At 53.9% G+C, this 20,262-nt stretch carries 15 protein-coding genes; 9 read left to right on the forward strand and 6 right to left on the reverse strand.

The features are described from left to right. The first annotated feature begins 132 nt into the window (after positions 1-132). Complete coding sequence (locus KE671_RS11715) at positions 133-690, forward strand: helix-turn-helix transcriptional regulator (RefSeq protein ID WP_206163100.1); 558 nt, start codon at positions 133-135, stop codon at positions 688-690. Here KE671_RS11715 and KE671_RS11720 read toward each other — a convergent pair. Together KE671_RS11720 and KE671_RS11725 are read right to left on the reverse strand one after the other, a co-directional pair. Next, positions 687-2,252, reverse strand: coding sequence for a methyl-accepting chemotaxis protein (locus KE671_RS11720; protein ID WP_206163101.1), 1,566 nt, complete (start codon positions 2,250-2,252; stop codon positions 687-689). The genes KE671_RS11715 and KE671_RS11720 overlap by 4 nt on opposite strands. 310 nt (positions 2,253-2,562) lie before the next feature. Continuing rightward, positions 2,563-4,083: a methyl-accepting chemotaxis protein gene (locus tag KE671_RS11725; protein WP_206163102.1), complete on the reverse strand. Its 1,521-nt coding sequence runs from the start codon at positions 4,081-4,083 to the stop codon at positions 2,563-2,565. A 429-nt stretch (positions 4,084-4,512) separates the two neighbouring features. Between KE671_RS11725 and ygjG the strand changes: the two genes are divergently transcribed. Next, positions 4,513-5,892, forward strand: a complete 1,380-nt coding sequence (ygjG, locus tag KE671_RS11730; RefSeq protein WP_206163103.1) for a putrescine aminotransferase — start codon at positions 4,513-4,515, stop codon at positions 5,890-5,892. A 179-nt stretch (positions 5,893-6,071) separates the two neighbouring features. After that, entirely contained in the window at positions 6,072-8,090 is a 2,019-nt protein-coding gene (locus KE671_RS11735) for an FAD-dependent oxidoreductase (protein ID WP_206163104.1), read from the forward strand. 90 nt (positions 8,091-8,180) lie between these two features. Here KE671_RS11735 and rlmG read toward each other — a convergent pair whose 3' ends face one another. Then, positions 8,181-9,317 (reverse strand): 23S rRNA (guanine(1835)-N(2))-methyltransferase RlmG, encoded by a 1,137-nt coding sequence (rlmG, locus tag KE671_RS11740; protein ID WP_206163105.1) that lies wholly within the window; start codon positions 9,315-9,317, stop codon positions 8,181-8,183. A gap of 86 nt (positions 9,318-9,403) precedes the next feature. On the opposite strand from rlmG, the gene KE671_RS11745 reads away from it, so the two are divergent. From KE671_RS11745 to sstT, 4 genes are all read left to right on the forward strand, one after another. Beyond that, complete coding sequence (locus KE671_RS11745; protein WP_206163106.1) at positions 9,404-9,907, forward strand: M48 metallopeptidase family protein; 504 nt, start codon at positions 9,404-9,406, stop codon at positions 9,905-9,907. 69 nt (positions 9,908-9,976) lie between these two features. Beyond that, positions 9,977-10,975 carry a Gfo/Idh/MocA family protein gene (locus KE671_RS11750; protein ID WP_206163107.1) on the forward strand — a complete coding sequence of 333 codons (999 nt, stop codon included), beginning with the start codon at positions 9,977-9,979 and terminating at the stop codon, positions 10,973-10,975. Between the two features lie 269 nt (positions 10,976-11,244). Beyond that, positions 11,245-12,210 (forward strand): TerC family protein, encoded by a 966-nt coding sequence (locus tag KE671_RS11755; RefSeq protein WP_206163108.1) that lies wholly within the window; start codon positions 11,245-11,247, stop codon positions 12,208-12,210. Positions 12,211-12,462: 252 nt separating this feature from the next. After that, positions 12,463-13,707 carry a serine/threonine transporter SstT gene (sstT, locus tag KE671_RS11760; RefSeq protein WP_206163109.1) on the forward strand — a complete coding sequence of 415 codons (1,245 nt, stop codon included), beginning with the start codon at positions 12,463-12,465 and terminating at the stop codon, positions 13,705-13,707. 16 nt (positions 13,708-13,723) lie between these two features. Here sstT and KE671_RS11765 read toward each other — a convergent pair whose 3' ends face one another. From KE671_RS11765 to uxaC, 3 genes are all read right to left on the reverse strand, one after another. Next, the gene (locus KE671_RS11765; protein ID WP_061076238.1) at positions 13,724-14,278 is read right to left on the reverse strand and encodes a YgjV family protein; all 555 of its coding nucleotides are present in this window, start codon (positions 14,276-14,278) and stop codon (positions 13,724-13,726) included. A 98-nt stretch (positions 14,279-14,376) separates the two neighbouring features. Continuing rightward, entirely contained in the window at positions 14,377-15,864 is a 1,488-nt protein-coding gene (locus KE671_RS11770) for a UxaA family hydrolase (RefSeq protein ID WP_206163110.1), read from the reverse strand. Positions 15,865-15,878: 14 nt separating this feature from the next. Then, positions 15,879-17,291, reverse strand: coding sequence for a glucuronate isomerase (gene uxaC / locus KE671_RS11775; RefSeq protein ID WP_206163111.1), 1,413 nt, complete (start codon positions 17,289-17,291; stop codon positions 15,879-15,881). Between the two features lie 470 nt (positions 17,292-17,761). Between uxaC and exuT the strand changes: the two genes are divergently transcribed. Together exuT and exuR are read left to right on the forward strand one after the other, a co-directional pair. Next, the gene (gene exuT / locus KE671_RS11780) at positions 17,762-19,063 is read left to right on the forward strand and encodes an MFS transporter (RefSeq protein ID WP_206163112.1); all 1,302 of its coding nucleotides are present in this window, start codon (positions 17,762-17,764) and stop codon (positions 19,061-19,063) included. Between the two features lie 137 nt (positions 19,064-19,200). Further along, positions 19,201-19,977, forward strand: coding sequence for a transcriptional regulator ExuR (exuR, locus tag KE671_RS11785; protein WP_206163113.1), 777 nt, complete (start codon positions 19,201-19,203; stop codon positions 19,975-19,977). Positions 19,978-20,262 lie beyond the last annotated feature (285 nt).

Raw genomic sequence — 20,262 nt, forward strand, 5'->3', positions numbered from 1 at the left:
AGCGTCTGGAACGTTACGTCTTTAAATATTTTTCATTTAAATTTATATAGTTATAAATATTTCCAATACTTCCCTTGTCAAAGTCTTCATTTTAGATATAAATTAGATATATCTAAATAACAGGAGATTATCATGCGACATCATCATGAAGGTTGCTGTAAAGGCGAAGGGCATCATCACGGCGGTTGCGAACATCGTCACGGTAGAGGTGGCGGGGGCGGACGGCGTCAGCGCTTTTTTGGCCATGGGGAGCTGCGTCTGGTGATTCTGGATATTCTTTCTCGCGAAGCCAGCCACGGTTATGAGTTAATCAAAGCCATCGAGAATCTGACGCAGGGCAACTATACGCCGAGTCCGGGCGTGATCTACCCAACGCTGGATTTCCTCCAGGATCAGGCCTTTATTACGATCAGCGAAGAGGATGGCGGGCGTAAAAAAATCACCATTACTGCCACCGGCGCGCAATGGCTGGAAGAAAATCGTGAACATCTCGGCCACATTCAGGAACGCGTCAACGCGCGCAATGTCGGCTTTGAACTGCGTAAGAACCCGCAGATGAAGCGAGCACTGGAAAACTTCAAGGCGGTGCTGGATCTGAGGGTGAATCAGGCTGACATCAGCGACGCACAGTTAAAAAAGATCATTGGCGTGATCGACCGCGCGGCGCTGGAAATCACTCAGCTTGATTAAGCAGGCAAGGCGTCACCGTCTCGAACGCGGAATACTTTCACCATCTCTTTTAAGTGTAACGCCTGCTCATTCAGTGACGCCGCTGCCGCAACAGACTCCTCGACCAGACAGGAGTTCTGCTGGGTAGTGGCGTCGATCAGGCCAATCGCGCTGTTGATCTGCGAAATCCCCTCGGTCTGCTCGCGGCTGGCCTGGCCTATCTCACGCAGGATCACATCCATCTCCTCGACGTTGTTGACCATGCCATTTATCAGGCTGTTCGCCTTCTCGACCAGTAGCATCCCCTCCTGGGTCTGACCGGTGGAATCCTCAATCAGATGGCGGATCTCGCTGGCAGAGGATGCGCTTTTCTGCGCCAACTGGCGTACTTCCCCTGCCACCACGGCAAACCCACGGCCATGCTCACCGGCTCGCGCGGCTTCGACAGCCGCATTTAGCGCCAGAATATTGGTCTGGAATGCAATGGAGTCAATCAGGTTGATGATGTCCGACATGCGGTTAGATGTTTCATTAATCACGCGCATTTTTTGCGTCACCTGATTCATCATCTCGCCATTGTTCTTCACAACGGTCGCCGCCCCCGCCGAGAGCTTCGTCGCTTCTCCGGTATGTTCGGCCGTGTTTTTTACCGTGGCGGTGATCTGCTCCATTGACGCGGCCGTCTGCTCGACGGAGCTCGCCTGTTCTTCAGTACGTGCAGCCAGATCCTGGTTCCCGGCGACGATCTGCGCCGCCGCGCTGGAGATATTCTCCGACCCGTTCTGGACTTCCTGGACGATCTCCAGCAGGCGAGTTTTCATTACCATCAGCGCATGCAGCAGTTCGCCGGTCTCGTCTTTCTGCGTGGTGAGGATATTGCGGGTCAGGTCGCCCTCGGCAATCGCTTCGGCAAACTGCACCGCTTCATTCAGCGGGCGGGTGATGGATCGCACGATATACCAGCCCATCATACAGCCCGCAGCAATACCGATGAGCGCCAGCGCGATAAGCAGCGCCCGGTTCGCGGTAAAGTCGCCTGCCACCTGCGCGCCAGCGCGCAGCATCTGTGTATCTTCAATGGCGATCAGCGCCTGAACTTTCTCTTTATAGGCCTGCTGTACATTGACCGTCGTGGTCATCATTTCCTGCATGGCCGCCTGTCGGTTGTGGTTTTGCAGTTCCTGCAGAATGCGGAATCGGGAGGCGAGATACTGCTCGCGCACGTCGCGGATCCCGGCGATGACCTTTTTCGATTCGGCGTTTAGCGGCGCAGCGTCAAGTTCATCGAGCAGCACCGTAATCTGCTGGCTAATGGTGTCGAGCTTTTTCTGTGACGTCTGGGCCCAGCGTCCCTCTTCATCCATCAACATCAGCTGCTGCGTGCTGACAAAATCCTGAAAATGATCGATGAGCTTATTGGCTTTTACCGTGACGGGATAGTCATTGGTGATGATGTTTTGCATACCGCTGTTCGCGCGGTCCAGGCTAAATAATGAAAGGCCCGAACTCACCATCATCAGTACAATAAACAATCCAAACGCGATAAATAATTTTGAGCGAATTTTCATGTTACGCAAAAACATATATTCTCCCTGGAGACAGTTTTCTTCAGACAGATTCCTTTATCGGTAACAAACTCACTAACTTTATGATATTGATCGCTTTTTATTATCAATAATTACCAGTAAATAGTTTTTAACGATGAATAGAGGAAGACCGATCGTTATATAAACGATTTTTTATAATGTCTAAATAGCCAAAAGAGAGAAATTGAAAGACACAAATAAAATAAAAAAACCACCCGCAGGTGGTAATATTTAATATATCATTAACATTGTTATTACAATAACGCTTACCATTACCAGTAAGCGTTGATGAGGATAAAGAACAGGATTAGTGCAGCACCGTCACGGCATCGGCCAGACGACTGGCACGGTGTTTAACCATGGCGGAGACCTGCGCGCTCTCTTCAACCAGCTCGGCGTTCTTCTGCGTGATGTCGTTAAGTTCGCCTACCGCACGCGTCAGACTGGTCAATCCGTCGGACTGCTCAAGCGTTGAATGGCTGATCTGTGCAATCAACTGGGTGACGTTTTGTACCTGAGAGACAATGTCATCCATCGTACGCCCCGCCGCATGGACCTGTTGAGAACCCGACTGCACTTTATCCGCACTGGCATCGATCAGCTTACGGATATCATTCGCCGCGCTGGCGCTACGGCTGGCCAGATGGCGCACTTCACCCGCCACGACGGCAAATCCTTTGCCCTGCTCACCCGCCCTGGCCGCTTCAACCGCGGCATTCAGCGCCAGGATATTGGTCTGGAAAGCGATGTCGTTAATCAGCGTGGTGATAGTGCCGATGCGCTGCGTGCTGTTGGCGATGTCATCCATGGTTTTAATGACGGTGTCCATCGCCTCGCCGCCCTGCGTCGCCGCACTACTGGCGGCAATCGACAGCTTATCGGCGGCGGACGCGGTTTCTGAGTTTTGTTTTACCGACGCTGCCATTTGATTCATGGTGGTCACCGTCTGCTGCACGTTATCGACCGTCTGGCGCGTGTGCTTATTCAGATCTTCATTCCCTTTCGCTAAGGTTTCACTACCGCTTCTGACGCTCGACACCTGGCTTGAAACGTCGTTGATTAGCCAGCGGCACATCAGGCCAAGTTGCCCGATGGCGCGTAGCGTTAACCCCAGTTCATCACTGCGATTGAGATGCACAACGCTGTTCCGCTCACCGGTCGCCACCTTCAGCGCCTGCTTCGCCACGTTTTCAATCGGACGGACAATCTGCCACTCAAAAGCCGCCGTACCCAACAGCATCACCAGCGCACACATCAGTTGTGCGAGCCACGGCGCGCCGGACAGGTGTAGCGCCGCCGCCAGTGCCGCGGTGATCAGCACCATCACACTGCGGACCCGCCAACGCACCGGCATTGCCGGCAGTTTCCCGAGCCATCCCTTACGCACCACCAGTCCTTTGTGGATTCGGCGTCGACAACGACCTTCATTGAGCGCCTTGTAAAGCGGCTCAACCGTGGCGATCTCAGCGTCGGTCGCGCGGGTGCGAATTGACATATACCCCGTCACGTTTCCCTCACGCACCATCGGGACCGCGTTCGCCCGAACCCAGTAGTGATCGCCATTTTTACGGCGATTTTTGACGATGCCGCTCCACGGCTCGCCCTGTTGCAGGGTGTACCACATGTCGGCAAAGGCCGCTTTCGGCATATCCGGGTGACGCACCAGGTTGTGCGGTTGCGACAGCAATTCATTGAGTGAGTAACCGCTAATATTGACGAACGTATCGTTGGCGTGCGTGATATAGCTGTGGAGATCGGTAGTTGACATGAGGGTCGTATCGTCATCCAGCGGTGTATTTTGCTGGGTAACGTAGAGCTGAAAAGACATAGTCGCGTCCTGTGCAAGTTATCTGGTTGTTAACTTCTTGTCAGATGTTATTTCGGCGCTAACAGATTTATCTTTAGATGTTAAATTTGATTTAGATCGCAATTTGCGATTAAACCTCATAATTTGTACGAATTCTAATTGATTGATTTAAAATACTTTCGCTTTGCAACTATAAAATTACACGGCGAGACACGCACTGTTATCGCGCAACTTTCGCACTATTTTTGCGCAATCGCCCCTTCTGACGCCGCTCTCGCACGGTCTTTTTTTGCGCAAAAAACCGGTAGCTGTTAACAAATGAGATTAAATGTTGCGCAATAACAGTTCTCCCTGGTGTTTATCCCGATTTTCATCAGCGCTGCCGGGATGGCGCAATCCCTGCAATACTTAAATCGGTATCATGTGATACGCGATCTCCGGGAGCATATTTTGAACAGGTTACCTTCCAGCGCATCGGCTTTGGCCTGTAGTGCGCACGCACTGAATCTCATTGAAAAGCGAACGCTTGATCATGAGGAGATGAAAGCACTTAACCGAGAGGTGATTGATTACTTCAAAGAGCATGTCAATCCGGGCTTTTTAGAGTATCGCAAATCTGTTACCGCCGGCGGGGATTACGGAGCCGTAGAGTGGCAAGCGGGAGGTCTGAATACGCTTGTCGACACCCAGGGACAGGAGTTTGTTGACTGCCTGGGAGGTTTTGGAATTTTCAACGTGGGGCACCGTAATCCAGTTGTGGTTTCCGCCGTACAGAATCAACTCGCGAAACAACCTCTGCATAGTCAGGAACTGCTTGACCCACTGCGGGCCATGCTGGCAAAAACCCTTGCAGCCCTGGCACCCGGAAAACTGAAATACAGCTTCTTCTGCAACAGTGGTACTGAATCGGTCGAAGCAGCGCTGAAACTGGCGAAGGCGTATCAGTCACCGCGGGGCAAGTTTACCTTTATCGCCACCAGCGGCGCATTCCACGGTAAGTCGCTGGGCGCGCTGTCCGCCACCGCTAAATCCACCTTCCGTAAGCCATTTATGCCGCTGCTGCCGGGCTTTCGTCATGTGCCGTTCGGCAATATTGAGGCCATGCGCACCGCGCTCAGCGAGTGCAAAAAAACCGGAGACGATGTGGCGGCGGTGATACTGGAACCGATCCAGGGTGAAGGCGGCGTGATCCTGCCGCCGCAGGGGTATCTCACCGCCGTGCGTAAACTCTGCGACGAATTTGGCGCGCTAATGATCCTCGATGAAGTCCAGACCGGCATGGGACGTACCGGCAAGATGTTCGCCTGCGAGCATGAAAACGTACAGCCTGACATTCTCTGCCTGGCAAAAGCGCTGGGAGGCGGCGTGATGCCGATAGGCGCGACGATCGCCACCGAAGAGGTTTTCTCGGTACTGTTCGATAACCCGTTCCTGCACACCACCACCTTTGGCGGCAATCCGCTGGCCTGCGCGGCCGCGCTGGCGACCATCAATGTGCTGCTGGAGCAGAACTTACCGGCACAAGCGGAGCAGAAAGGCGATATCCTGCTGGACGGTTTCCGCCAACTGGCGCGGGAGTACCCGGACCTGGTGCAGGATGCCCGCGGAAAAGGGATGCTGATGGCAATCGAGTTTGTCGACAATGAAACGGGCTACCGTTTCGCCAGCGAGATGTTCCGCCAGCGGGTTCTGGTTGCCGGGACGCTAAACAACTCGAAAACGATCCGTATCGAACCGCCGTTAACGCTAACCATTGAGCAGTGCGAACTGGTACTAAAAGCGGCGCGTAAAGCGCTGGCGGCACTTAGGGTAAGTGTCGAAGAGGTGTAAATCATAGCAACGGATAAGCGTAGCGCCGGATGGCGCTACGCTTATCCGGCCTACAACGACCCACACTTTTTTGAATCCCATCACAATCATCGCATTCCCCTTTTCCCTTTTACTCGTCGACGGCTAAATTAGACACTCATCCGACCACATAACAATAATTTTACATACTGGACAATCTTATGAGCTATCCGTCGCTGTTCGCCCCGCTCGATCTCGGCTTTACTCAGCTTAAAAACCGCGTGCTGATGGGTTCAATGCACACCGGACTGGAAGAGTACCCAGATGGAGCGGAGCGCCTGGCTGCGTTCTACGCTGAACGCGCCCGGCACGGCGTCGCGCTGATTGTCACGGGAGGTATTGCGCCTGCCGAGTCTGGTGTAGGAATGGAAGGCGGTGCCACGCTTAATGACGTCCGCCAGGTGGCGCATCATCGCGTCATTACCGATGCGGTTCACAACGAAGGCGGAAAAATTGCCCTACAGATCCTCCATACCGGACGCTACAGCTATCAACCACAACTGGTGGCCCCTTCCGCAATTCAGGCGCCAATCAACCGGTTTACCCCGCATGCCCTGAGCCACGAAGAAATTCTGCAACTGATAGAAGACTTCGCTCACTGTGCCCAACTGGCGCGGGAAGCCGGTTACGACGGCGTCGAAATCATGGGATCAGAAGGCTATTTGATTAACGAGTTTCTCGCCCTGCGGACCAATCAGCGTGACGACGCCTGGGGGGGTGATTATGTCAGACGTATGCGCTTTGCCGTTGAAGTTGTACGTGCAGTGCGTCAGCGGGTGGGGAATGACTTTATTATTATCTACCGCCTGTCGATGCTCGATCTGGTGGAAAACGGCGGCACCTTCGCAGAGACCGTGCAACTGGCGCAGGCCATCGAAACCGCAGGTGCAACCCTAATCAACACCGGGATTGGCTGGCACGAAGCACGCATTCCCACCATCGCGACCCCAGTGCCGCGCGGTGCGTTTAGCTGGGTGACGCGTAAACTAAAAGGTCACGTTTCGCTACCGCTGGTCACCACCAACCGCATTAACGATCCTCAGGTTGCCGATGAGATTCTGGCGCGCGGTGATGCCGATATGGTGTCGATGGCGCGCCCGTTCCTCGCGGATGCCGAACTGCTGTCAAAAGCACAATCGGGGCGTGCCGATGAAATTAATACCTGTATCGGCTGTAATCAGGCGTGTCTGGATCAGATCTTCGTCGGCAAAGTCACGTCGTGCCTGGTGAATCCCCGCGCCTGCCACGAAACCAAAATGCCTGTCGTTCCGGCTACCACAATAAAAAATCTGGCTGTCGTCGGCGCGGGCCCGGCAGGCCTTGCCTTTGCCATCAACGCGGCGGCACGTGGCCATCACGTCACCCTCTTTGACGCACAGGGCGAGATCGGCGGGCAGTTCAACATTGCCAAACAGATCCCCGGCAAAGAGGAGTTTTATGAAACGCTCCGCTATTACCGCCGGATGATCGACATCACCGGAGTAACCCTGAAGCTGGATCATCGCGTGGCGGCAGACGATCTCCTGCCATTTGATGAGGTGATCCTCGCCAGCGGGATCGAGCCGCGCAGGCCACCAATCGACGGTATCGATCATCCGAAGGTCTTAACCTATCTCGACGTGTTGCGCGATAAAACCCCGGTGGGACGTCGGGTGGCTATCGTTGGCTGCGGCGGGATTGGCTTTGATACCGCGATGTACCTGAGCCAACCCGGCGAACCCACCAGCCAGAGCATTGCCGATTTCTGTGTGGAATGGGGTATCGACACCAGCCTGCAACAGGCCGGCGGATTACGTCCGGAAGGACCGCATCTGGCTCGCAGCCCGCGCCAGATTGTGATGCTCCAGCGTAAGACCAGCAAACCCGGCGAAGGACTGGGGAAAACCACTGGTTGGATCCATCGCACGACCCTGCTTTCACGCGGTGTGAAGATGATCCCGGCAGTCAGCTATCAGAAGATCGACGATATCGGTCTGCACGTGTTGATCGGTGGTGAAGCGCAGACGCTGGAAGTCGATAACGTCATTATTTGTGCCGGTCAGGAACCGCGACGTGAGCTGGCAGAACCGCTGCAGGCGGCAGGGAAAACGGTGCACTTAATCGGCGGCTGCGATGTGGCGATGGAACTGGATGCCCGCCGGGCTATTGCCCAGGGAACCCGTCTGGCGTTGGACATTTAATCTGCCTGATGGCGCTACGCTTATCAGGCCTACAGGATAGCCTCCCAATACGTAGGCCGGATAAGGCGAAGCCGCCATCCGGCACACGCATTAGCGGCGACGGCCAACTTTCACCGCTTTGAGCACCACAAACTTATTGTTGGTTGCAACGGTGGCGCAGTTGCCGAAGATCTTCTTCAGCTTGTGGAAGTAGTCGAGGTGACGGTTGGCAACGATATACAGCTCGCCATTGATCTTCAGACAGCGACGGGCGTGGTGGAACATTTCCCACGCGATGTTATCCGTCAACGCGTGCTTCTGATGGAACGGTGGGTTGCACAATACGGCGTTAAAACGGAAAGGCTCAACACCGGACAGCGCGTTGTTAATCATAAACTCGCAGCGATCGAGCGCTTCGGGCAGGTTAGTTTCCACATTAAGGCGGCTCGATGCCACCGCCATCGGTGACTCATCCACAAAGACCACGCTCGCCTGCGGATTTTTTTCCAGCAGTGTCAGGCCAATCACGCCGTTGCCACAGCCGAGATCGACAATCTCCCCTTCCAGATTCTCTGGCAGGTGCTGCATGAAGAAGCGGGCGCCAATATCCAGCCCGGTACGGGAGAAGACGTTGGCATGGTTATGGATGATCCAGTCGGTGCCTTCCAGCGTCCAGCTCAGCGTTTCCGGCGCATCGGCCAGAGTTGGCTCACTGAAGGTGCAATTGATAAGACGCGCCTTTTTCCACGCCAGCGTGGTGGTCGTTGGCCCGAGCACTTTCTCAAACAGCTCCAGCGTGGAGTTATGGATATCCCGCGCCTTCGCGCCAGCAATGATCCGGGTTTGCGGGGTTACCACTTTTCGCAGCGCGCGCAGCTGTTGCTCAAGCAAGGCCAGCGTTTTGGGTACTTTAATCAGCACTACGCCTGGCGCCTGGGGATATTCCGCCGTGCTGTCGAGGAATTTGACGCTGGACTCGGCGATGTCGTTATGACGCAGGTTTTCCCGCGTTGCCAGTTCGCTTAAATAAGAATCGCCAATACTGTAGGGCGACTGCTCCGCCAGCGCACAGCTCAACGCGCCGAAGGTATCATTCAGGATCAGTACCGGGCCGCGAATCTCCGTATCGTCCAACTGTTGCAGCAGATACTCATCCGCCGCTTCCCACGCCAGCAGTGGGTTAACGTCGTCCGTTTCCGGGAAACGTTTTAGTGTCAGTGAACGGAAACCGTTGTCTGTGTGGCTCATCGGCCCTCCTGAATGGTAAAATTTTGGCGTATCCCGTAAAAGGGTGCGTGAGTATACCTCAATTTTGTGGATTGGCGTGGACAGAGATGAACGTACTGAACTACCTCCAGGGTTATCCGGAAAACCTGATTTCACAGGTGCGCACGCTGATTGCCGAGCAACGACTGGGCAAGGTGCTGGAAAAGCGCTATCCGGGAACGCATGATTTCGCAACGGATAAAGCACTCTGGCAATACACCCAGGATCTGAAAAGTCAGTTTCTGCGTAACGCCCCGCCTGTCAATAAAGTGATGTATGACAACAAGATCCACGTGCTGAAGAATGCGCTCGGCCTGCACACGGCAGTCTCTCGCGTGCAGGGCGGCAAGCTGAAAGCGAAAGCCGAGATCCGCGTTGCCACCGTGTTTCGCAACGCGCCAGAACCCTTTTTGCGAATGATCGTCGTCCACGAACTGGCGCATCTGAAGGAAAAGGAGCACAACAAGGCGTTTTATCAGCTTTGCTGTCACATGGAACCGCACTATCACCAGCTGGAATTTGATACGCGGCTCTGGTTGACGCAGTTGTCATTAAAGGAAACTGCGCAGTAGCGCACTGGCTTTGTCATAAAGGCGTGCTAAATTGACGACAGAATCCCTTTATGGAGCCTGAAGGCATTTATGATACGTTTCGCAGTGATTGGCACAAACTGGATCACCCGCCAGTTTGTGGATGCCGCCCATGAGACCGGCAAATATAAGTTAACCGCAGTCTATTCCCGCAGCCTCGAACAGGCGCAAACCTTCGCCAATGATTACCTCGTCGAGCATCTGTTTACCTCGCTGGATGCGATGGCGCAAAGCGATGCGATTGACGCCGTGTACATTGCCAGCCCGAACTCACTGCACTTTCCTCAGACTCAACTCTTTCTGAGCCATAAAAAGCATGTGATCTGCGAGAAGCCGCTGGCGTCGAATCTGGCCGAAGTTGAAGCCGCCATCGCCTGCGCGCGGGAAAACCAGGTGGTACTTTACGAAGCCTTTAAAACCGCCAGTCTGCCTAATTTCCTGCTGTTACAGCAGTCGCTGCCGAAAGTGGGTAAGGTGCGCAAAGCGTTCCTCAATTACTGCCAGTACTCGTCGCGCTATCAGCGCTATCTTGACGGCGAAAATCCGAACACCTTTAACCCGGCCTTCTCTAACGGCTCGATCATGGACATTGGTTTCTACTGTCTGGCCTCTGCCGTGGCGCTGTGGGGTGAACCGCACAGCGTACAGGCCTCTGCCAGCCTGCTGGAGAGCGGCGTGGATGCCCACGGCGTGGTAGTGATGGACTACGGTGATTTTAGCGTCACCCTCCAGCATTCCAAAGTGAGTGATTCCGTTGTCGACAGTGAAATTCAGGGCGAAGCCGGATCGCTGGCGATCGAAAAAATCTCCGAATGCCAGAAAGTTTGCTTTGTTCCGCGCGGCGGGAAAATCCAGGATCTGACACAACCGCAGCACATCAATACTATGCTGTATGAGGCAGAGGCGTTCGCAGCACTGGTAGACGCCAATGAAGTGAATCACCCTGGGTTGTCCAACAGTCGCATCACGGCAAAACTGTTAACCGAGATTCGTCGCCAGACCGGCGTCATCTTTCCGGCAGACGATGTCAGCCGCGCAGCCACTGCGTAAAACATTGTAAAACAGATGTTACAGGCCATTGACGGAATGCGTGGCCTGTCATATTTTGTTACCTGCAAAGGGGAGTAACTTCATTGTCGGTCGATCGTCATTACGATGTGTGAATAACCACATCCGGTTACCGGGCAACGAAAAAGGAATGCGTTAACGCATTCTTTTTTTGTTGTAAGTGAGACCTTGCCGGAAGGCGAGGTCTATGCATAAAAAAGCAGCGGCTGACGTCTTCCGACGTTGGCCTTTTTTATGCGTAAGGAATGTTTATGAATACTGTCGGCACACCGTTGTTATGGGGCGGATTCGCTGTTGTTGTGGTGATCATGCTGGCTATCGACCTCTTTTTGCAGGGGCGTCGTGGCGTACATACGATGACCATGAAGCAAGCGGCCGCCTGGTCCGTCGTCTGGGTCACACTCTCACTGCTGTTTAACGCCGCATTCTGGTGGTACCTGGTACAAACCGAAGGCCGCGCCGTCGCCGATCCGCAGGCGCTGGCGTTTCTCACCGGTTATCTGATCGAAAAATCCCTCGCCGTCGATAACGTCTTTGTCTGGCTAATGTTATTCAGCTACTTCTCGGTGCCACCTGCCCTGCAGCGTCGTGTGCTGGTCTATGGCGTACTGGGCGCAATCATCCTGCGTACGATAATGATTTTTGCCGGCACCTGGCTTATCACCCAGTTCGACTGGATCCTCTACCTGTTTGGCGCCTTCCTCCTGTTCACCGGGGTGAAAATGGCGCTGGCGAAAGAGGACAATTCCGGTATTGGCGATCGGCCGCTGGTGCGCTGGCTGCGTGGACATCTGCGGATGACGGATACCATCGAGAACGAACATTTCTTCGTGCGTAAAAAGGGTCTGCTGTATGCCACGCCACTTCTGCTGGTGCTGATTCTGGTGGAACTGAGCGACGTTATTTTTGCGGTCGACAGTATTCCGGCCATCTTTGCCGTCACCACTGACCCGTTCATTGTGCTGACCTCGAACCTGTTCGCGATCCTGGGCCTGCGTGCCATGTACTTCCTGCTGTCGGGGGTTGCAGAGCGGTTCTCTATGCTGAAATACGGTCTGGCGGTGATCCTGGTGTTTATCGGTATAAAGATGCTGATCGTCGACTTCTACCATATCCCAATTGCGATTTCGCTCGGTGTGGTGTTTGGCATCCTCGTCGTGACGTTACTGGTCAATGCCTGGGTCAACTACCAGCATGATAAGAAACAACAGGCGTAATTCTGTCGTGCCGGGGGGCGCTAGCGCGTCCCCCGCTAATAGATAATCTGACGTCTGCTATTTGCAGAACATGTCACACCATTGTTAATGCAAAGTTATAAAATATGACCGCAACATAAAATCCAGCATATTTCGCTTCCCGAAGCGTTATCTTTCCTTATACTCAACCAGGCAAACACTTTGTTACATCCAGAAAGAGACGTCTCCAGAACGTCCAAAGGATGAGCAATAACACAATGAAAGGATCAAGAAATGACTACGCAACGTTCTCCGGGGCTGCTACAGCGTTTGGCTCAAGGAAGCCTGGTAAAACAAATTTTGGTGGGTCTCGTACTGGGGATCTTACTGGCATGGATATCAAAACCGGCGGCGGTCGCCATGGGCCTGCTCGGCACGCTGTTCGTCGGCGCGTTAAAAGCCGTCGCACCGGTGCTGGTTCTGATGCTGGTGATGGCGTCGATCGCAAACCATCAGCACGGACAGAAAACCAGCATTCGCCCGATTCTGTTTCTCTATCTGCTGGGAACATTTTCCGCTGCGCTTGCCGCGGTGGTCTTCAGTTTTGCCTTCCCTTCCACGCTGCATCTGGTCACCAGTTCGCATGATATCGTGCCGCCGTCGGGCATCGTAGAAGTGCTGCGTGGTCTGCTGATGAGCATGGTTTCCAACCCCATTGATGCGCTGCTGAATGCCAATTATATCGGCATCCTGGTGTGGGCAGTCGGCCTCGGTTTTGCCCTGCGTCACGGCAACGACACGACCAAAAATCTGGTCAATGATATGTCGAACGCCGTCACTTTTATGGTGAAACTGGTGATTCGTTTTGCGCCGATCGGTATTTTTGGTCTGGTCTCTTCCACCCTGGCAACCACCGGTTTCGAGACACTGTGGGGCTACGCGCAACTGTTGATCGTGCTGGTCGGTTGTATGGCGCTGGTCGCGCTGGTTATCAACCCGCTGCTGGTGTTCTGGAAAATTCGTCGCAACCCATACCCACTGGTCTTTGCCTGCCTGCGTGAAAGCGGCGTCTACGCCTTCTTCACCCGCAGTTCTGCGGCGAATATTCCGGTGAATATGGCGCTGTGTGAAAAACTGAATCTGGATCGCGACACCTATTCCGTTTCTATCCCGCTGGGTGCAACCATCAACATGGCGGGCGCCGCGATCACCATTACGGTGTTAACGCTGGCGGCGGTTAATACGCTGGGGATCCCGGTGGATCTGCCTACCGCGCTGCTGCTGAGCGTTGTCGCTTCTCTGTGTGCCTGTGGCGCATCGGGTGTTGCGGGTGGCTCGCTGCTGCTGATCCCGCTGGCCTGTAATATGTTTGGTATCCCGAACGATATCGCCATGCAGGTTGTTGCTGTCGGCTTTATCATCGGCGTACTGCAGGATTCCTGTGAAACCGCACTGAACTCGTCAACTGACGTCCTGTTTACCGCTGCGGCCTGTCAGGCTGAAGACGAACGTCTGGCGAATAATCCTCTGCGCAGCTAAGCGCCTGACCCTTCCGTCATCTGGCGGAAGGGTTCTCTTCCTGTACGCTTTTCTCTATTTTGAACGGATCGATTCCCCGGCGTTTCATGCGCCAGAACCGGATAATGTTCAGCCCGTTCATCACCAAAAAACTGCCTTCGATCAGTGTGCCGCCGATCGATCCCAGCCAAAAGTTATGCACCACCCAACAGGCTGTCGCACACCACATCACGCAGCGTACGGTTAATCCTTTACAGCGGAACAGCGCCCAGGTACTGGCGAGCGTGCCGATGATGGGCAGAATTTCCATCGCGTGCTGTAGTTTTGCCAGCCCAAGCACCAGCGTGAGGATAATGAACAGCGCCATCACCCACAGTTTGCGGGTGCGCATCGACACCAGGGTACGCACGGTATTGAGTTCCGCGCTCATCCCGGCAGGCCAGGCGCCCATCAGAAAGAAGTGTACGCCTATCGTGGCGCTATAGACGGCAAGCTGGAGTCGGAAGCGACGCTCATCGCGGTTGAAAAACGTGGTAATGCCGATCAGAAACGCGAGCACGCCTACGCCCTGAGCCAGCCAATACGCGGTCATAAACGACATCAACTCCATTAACAATGCCTGATGGCGCTGCGCATATCAGGCCTGGCAGCGTAGGCCTGATAAGGCGTTTCGCCGTCATCCGGCACTTTTTACAACGTTACGCCGCTTTTAAAGATAGCCAGTTCGCGGAAATCATTACGTTCGTTGCAGGTCTGCTTACCGTTGGCAAAATCGACAATGGTATCCACAAACTCATTGAGCAGTTGTGGCATCGCTTTGCCGTGGATCAACTGACCAGCATCAAAGTCGATCCAGTGCTTTTTCTTCGCGGCCAGTTCGCTATTAGTAGCGATTTTCACCGTCGGCACAAACCCGCCGTAAGGAGTACCACGACCGGTGCTGAACAACACCATATGACAACCGGCACCCGCCAGCGCACTGGTGGCAACCGCATCATTACCCGGGGCACTCAGCAGATTCAGTCCGTGAGTTTTCAGACGCTCCCCGTAGCGCAGCACGTCAACCACCTGGCTGGAGCCCGCTTTCTGCGTGCAGCCCAGCGACTTATCTTCCAGCGTCGTGATCCCACCGGCTTTATTACCCGGCGAAGGGTTCTCATAAATCGGCTGGTTATGGGCGATAAAGTACTGCTTAAAGTCATTGACCATCGTAACCAGTTTGCCGAACGTTTCTTCATCGCGACAGTGACTCATCAACAGTTGCTCCGCACCGAACATCTCCGGTACCTCGGTCAGCACGGTGGTGCCGCCGTTGGCAATCATATAGTCAGAGAAGCGGCCAAGCATCGGGTTCGCCGTGATCCCGGAAAGCCCGTCAGAACCGCCACACTCCAGACCAAACTTCAGCTCGCTCAGTTTCCCCGGTTCGCGTTTGTCGTGACGCATCACCTCATAAAGCTGATGGAGGTGCTCCAGTCCGGCCTCTACTTCATCGTCCTGGTGCTGACAAATCATAAAGTGCACACGTTCAGGGTCGAAATCGCCCAGCGTTTCGCGGAAGGCATCGACCTGGTTGTTTTCACACCCCAGGCCAATGACCAGCACAGCGCCCGCATTCGGGTGACGAACCATGTTTTGCAGCATCGTCCGGGTATTAATGTGATCGTCGCCAAGCTGCGAGCAGCCGTAAGTGTGGCTGAACAGGAAGACACCGTCGGTGCCCTCGGCATCATGGGTCTCTTTCAGGAAACGGCTCTGGATCTGGCGGGCAATCCCGTTGACGCAGCCAACGGTTGGCAGGATCCAGAGTTCGTTTCGTACCCCAACCTCCCCATTAGCGCGACGATAAATCTGCACGTCGCGATCCGCAGGTTGGGCAGGGAGATCCTGAAAATCAGGTTGATAGCTATACTCATCCAAATCGCTCAGATTGGTGCGAGTATTGTGGGCGTGAATATGTTCACCCGCCGCAATGTCCGCCAAAGCATGGCCGATAGGCTGGCCATACTTAATCACGTACGCCCCTTTCTTGATGTCACTCAAGGCAAATTTATGTCCGCGAGCGACATCCTGGCGAAGCGTTACGGTGTGATTGTCCACTGTGACGTCGGTTCCCTGTGCCAGATCAGCCAGCGCGACCGCAACGTTATCCTGCACATGGATTTTGATGTATTGCATATCAACCCCGGACCTTAGTTCAGTTCAATGACGAAGTAATCACGCGCATTGTTAAAGCAAATGTTTTTCACCATCTCGCCCAGCAGTTGAATATCCGCCGGCGCTTCACCAGCCTGCACCCAACGGCCAATCATCTGGCACAGAATGCGGCGGAAGTATTCATGACGGGTGTAGGAGAGGAAACTGCGGCTGTCGGTCAACATGCCGACAAAGCGGCTTAACAGACCCAATTGCGCCAACTGCGTCATCTGACGTTCCATGCCGTCTTTCTGATCGTTGAACCACCAGCCGGAACCGAACTGCATTTTGCCCGGCATCCCTTCCCCCTGGAAGTTACCGATCATGGTGCCCAGCACTTCGTTATCGCGCGGGTTCAGACAGTAGAGAATGGTTTTCGGCAACAGGTTTTCTTCGTTCTGCTTGCTGAGCAGTTTTGACAGCTCTTCAGCCATCGGACGGTCATTGATGGAGTCAAAGCCCACATCCGGCCCCAGCAGTTTGAACTGACGCAGATTGTTATTGCGCAGGGCGCCAATATGGTACTGCTGTACCCAACCGCGACGCGCATATTCCGCGCCCAGGAACACCAGCACAGCCGTTTTGAACTGCGCCACTTCATGTTCGTTCAGCGTCTCGCCCGCCAGGCGACGTGCCAGAATGCTATCCAGTTCAGCGTCACTGGACTCTGCAAACAGCACGACATCCAGCGCGTGGTCGGAAACTTTGCAGCCGTGCGCCGCGAAGTGGTCCAGACGTTTGGTCAGCGCGCTTTGCAGATCGGTAAAGCGACGAATGTCGGTGTCAGACACTTCACCCAGTTTCGCCATGTAATCGTTGAAGGTAGCCTGCTCAATATTGAAGGCTTTATCCGGACGCCAGCTCGGCAAGACTTTCACGGAGAAGCTGCTGTCTTTTGCGACCGTGGCATGATGCTCCAGCGTATCGATCGGATCGTCAGTCGTACCAACCATTTTCACGTTCATCTGCAGCATGATGCCGCGCGCGGAGAATTTATCCTGCGCCAGCAGCTCGTTGCACTGATTCCAGATCTCGTCCGCCGTTGACGGAGAAAGCAGTTTTCCCGTCACGCCGAACGGACGGCGCAGTTCAAGGTGTGTCCAGTGGTATAGCGGGTTGCCGATAGTATGCGGAACCGTCGCCGCCCAGGCGTCAAACTTTTCACGGTCAGAAGCGTCGCCGGTACACAGGCGCTCTGCGACACCGTTAGTGCGCATTGCGCGCCATTTGTAATGGTCACCTTTCAGCCAGATGTCATACAGGTTGTTGAATCGGTAATCTTCGGCGATTTGCTGCGGCGGCAGATGGCAATGGTAATCGAAGATGGGCTGGTCTTTGGCGTAATCATGATACAGACGGCGGGCAAATTCAGTATCAAGTAGAAAATCTTCTGTCATAAACGGGGTCATTATCGTCTTCCTCTCAACGAGTGCGTCTGATTGCTTATGTAGCGATGCTGACAAAGTTATCACACCAATTTCCATAGCCTGTAGATATTTTCGTGAGATAGATCAATAAATGCTGACAAATTATTTACCCTCGAAGAGGTAAACAGCGCCCCATCCCGCGCCAGCTCTGACATCGCTGAATCGAAATAATAACCACGCTAAGATTCACACTTTTGTGATGGCACTCACCTTTTAAAGCTGTATGACAAGTTATCTTTCTGCCGTCGCGATACATAAGCCGACGGAATGCAAAGTTACCGATGATTCATCATCGGATTGACCGGTACGGAAACCGAATTAGCAAAATTTATTTATGGCAACGTTCGGGCGTACCGGCTTTTTTTGGTTACCCCGTCGTAAACAGCATCCTCTGCCATTGGCAGGAAGATGACCGCGATCTTTGCGGAAATAACAAAACGATGAGGTTTTACATGCGTAAAATTAAAGGGTTACGTTGGTACATGATTGCACTGGTGACGCTTGGCACCGTGCTGGGTTACCTGACGCGTAACACTGTGGCGGCAGCTGCGCCAACTCTGATGGAAGAGTTGCACATCTCCACCCAACAGTACTCCTATATCATCGCAGCCTATTCTGCTGCTTACACTGTCATGCAACCTGTTGCCGGCTATGTGCTGGATATTCTGGGTACCAAAATTGGCTATGCCATGTTTGCCGTGCTGTGGGCCGTTTTCTGTGGCGCAACCGCGCTGGCCGGAAGCTGGGGTGGACTGGCGCTGGCGCGTGGCGCGGTTGGTGCGGCAGAAGCCGCGATGATCCCTGCAGGCCTGAAAGCCAGTTCCGAATGGTTCCCGGCGAAAGAGCGTTCCATTGCGGTCGGTTACTTTAACGTCGGCTCCTCTATCGGTGCGATGATCGCCCCGCCGCTGGTTGTCTGGGCGATCGTGATGCACAGCTGGCAGATGGCCTTTATCATCTCTGGCGCCCTGAGCTTCGTCTGGGCCATGTCCTGGCTTATCTTCTATAAGCATCCGCGTGACCAGAAAAAACTGACGGACGAAGAGCGCGACTACATTATTAATGGTCAGGAAGCACAGCACAAAAACAGCACCAAAAAGAAAATGTCACTCGCGCAGATCCTGCGTAACCGCCAGTTCTGGGGTATCGCTCTGCCGCGTTTCCTGGCAGAGCCAGCCTGGGGGACATTTAACGCCTGGATCCCGCTGTTCATGTTTAAAGTCTATGGCTTTAACCTGAAAGAAATTGCCATGTTCGCCTGGATGCCGATGCTGTTTGCTGACCTCGGTTGCATCATAGGTGGTTACCTGCCACCGCTGTTCCAGCGCTGGTTTGGCGTCAACCTGATTGTCTCGCGTAAAATGGTCGTTACGCTGGGTGCCGTGCTGATGATTGGCCCTGGGATGATCGGTTTGTTCACCAGCCCGTACATCGCCATCATGCTGCTGTGTATCGGTGGTTTTGCTCACCAGGCCCTGTCCGGCGCGCTGATTACCCTCTCTTCTGACGTCTTTGGCCGTAACGAAGTGGCAACGGCGAACGGTCTGACCGGGATGTCTGCCTGGCTGGCGAGTACGCTGTTCGCCCTGGTGGTCGGTGCGCTGGCAGACACCATTGGCTTCAGCCCGCTGTTTGCGGTACTGGCCGTGTTCGACCTGTTGGGCGCGCTGGTTATCTGGACCGTGCTGCAAAACAAACCGGCCAGTGACGTCGATTCTGGCCCGCAGTTCGATGAACCAGCGCCGCAAAGTTAGTCTGCCGACGGATAACGCGTAAGCAATCTCAGCCGCCTGCTGGCACTCGCAGGCGGCTTTTTCGTTTCTGCGTATAGAGCCAAACTCGCGAAAGTGGTATAACAAATACAGTCTGCCGTATCATGCCTGGAGTGCATATGGAAATCACTGAACCACGACGTTTGTATCAACAACTTGCTGCTGATTTAAAAGAGCGCATCGAACAGGGCGTTTACCTGGTGGGTGATAAATTGCCTGCAGAGCGTTTTATTGCCGATGAAAAAAATGTCAGCCGTACCGTGGTTCGTGAAGCCATCATCATGCTGGAAGTCGAAGGGTTTGTTGAGGTCCGTAAGGGTTCCGGAATTCACGTGATTTCCAATCAACCGCGCTACCAGCAGGCCACTGACGAGTCGCTGGAATTTGCCAACTACGGTCCTTTTGAATTGCTCCAGGCGCGTCAGCTTATCGAAAGCAACATTGCGGAGTTTGCCGCAACCCAGGTCACCAAGCAGGACATCATGAAGCTGATGGCGATCCAGGAACAGGCGCGCAACGAAAAATGTTTCCGCGACTCAGAATGGGACCTGCAATTCCACATTCAGGTAGCGTTAGCCACGCAGAACTCCGCACTGGCCGCTATCGTGGAAAAAATGTGGACTCAGCGCAGTCACAACCCGTACTGGAAGAAACTGCACGAACATATTGATGCGCGTACCGTGGATAACTGGTGCGACGACCATGATCAAATTCTTAAGGCGCTGATCCGTAAAGATCCGCACGCGGCAAAACTGGCGATGTGGCAGCACCTCGAAAACACGAAAATCATGCTGTTCAATGAAACCAGCGACGATTTTGAATTTAATGCCGACCGTTACCTGTTTGCCGAAAATCCGGTTGTTCATCTCGATACAGCGGCTAACGCGACAAAATAATCGTTCTTGATACGACAGGCGCGCCGCTGCGCCTGTCAGTAAGCGAAAGGTATAAAGTGTCAGCCTGTGTAAATCCTCTCGCCACCCTCTCCTGCGATCAGCAAAATCACCTTTCACGGACGTGTAATTTCTATAACGGACTACGTTGACCTTTGTTACAATTAGATGCAATTCGAATTTATGTTTGTCAGTGCTTGCTTACTTCATAACTTTTAACAGGGAATAGTTCAGGCCGCGGCTTTGCGCCGCCCGCACACCATGTAAAACACTAACAATGATGCGGCG

It is taken from the genome of Citrobacter amalonaticus (assembly GCF_018252635.1).
Taxonomy (GTDB): Bacteria; Pseudomonadota; Gammaproteobacteria; order Enterobacterales; family Enterobacteriaceae; genus Citrobacter_A; species Citrobacter_A amalonaticus_E.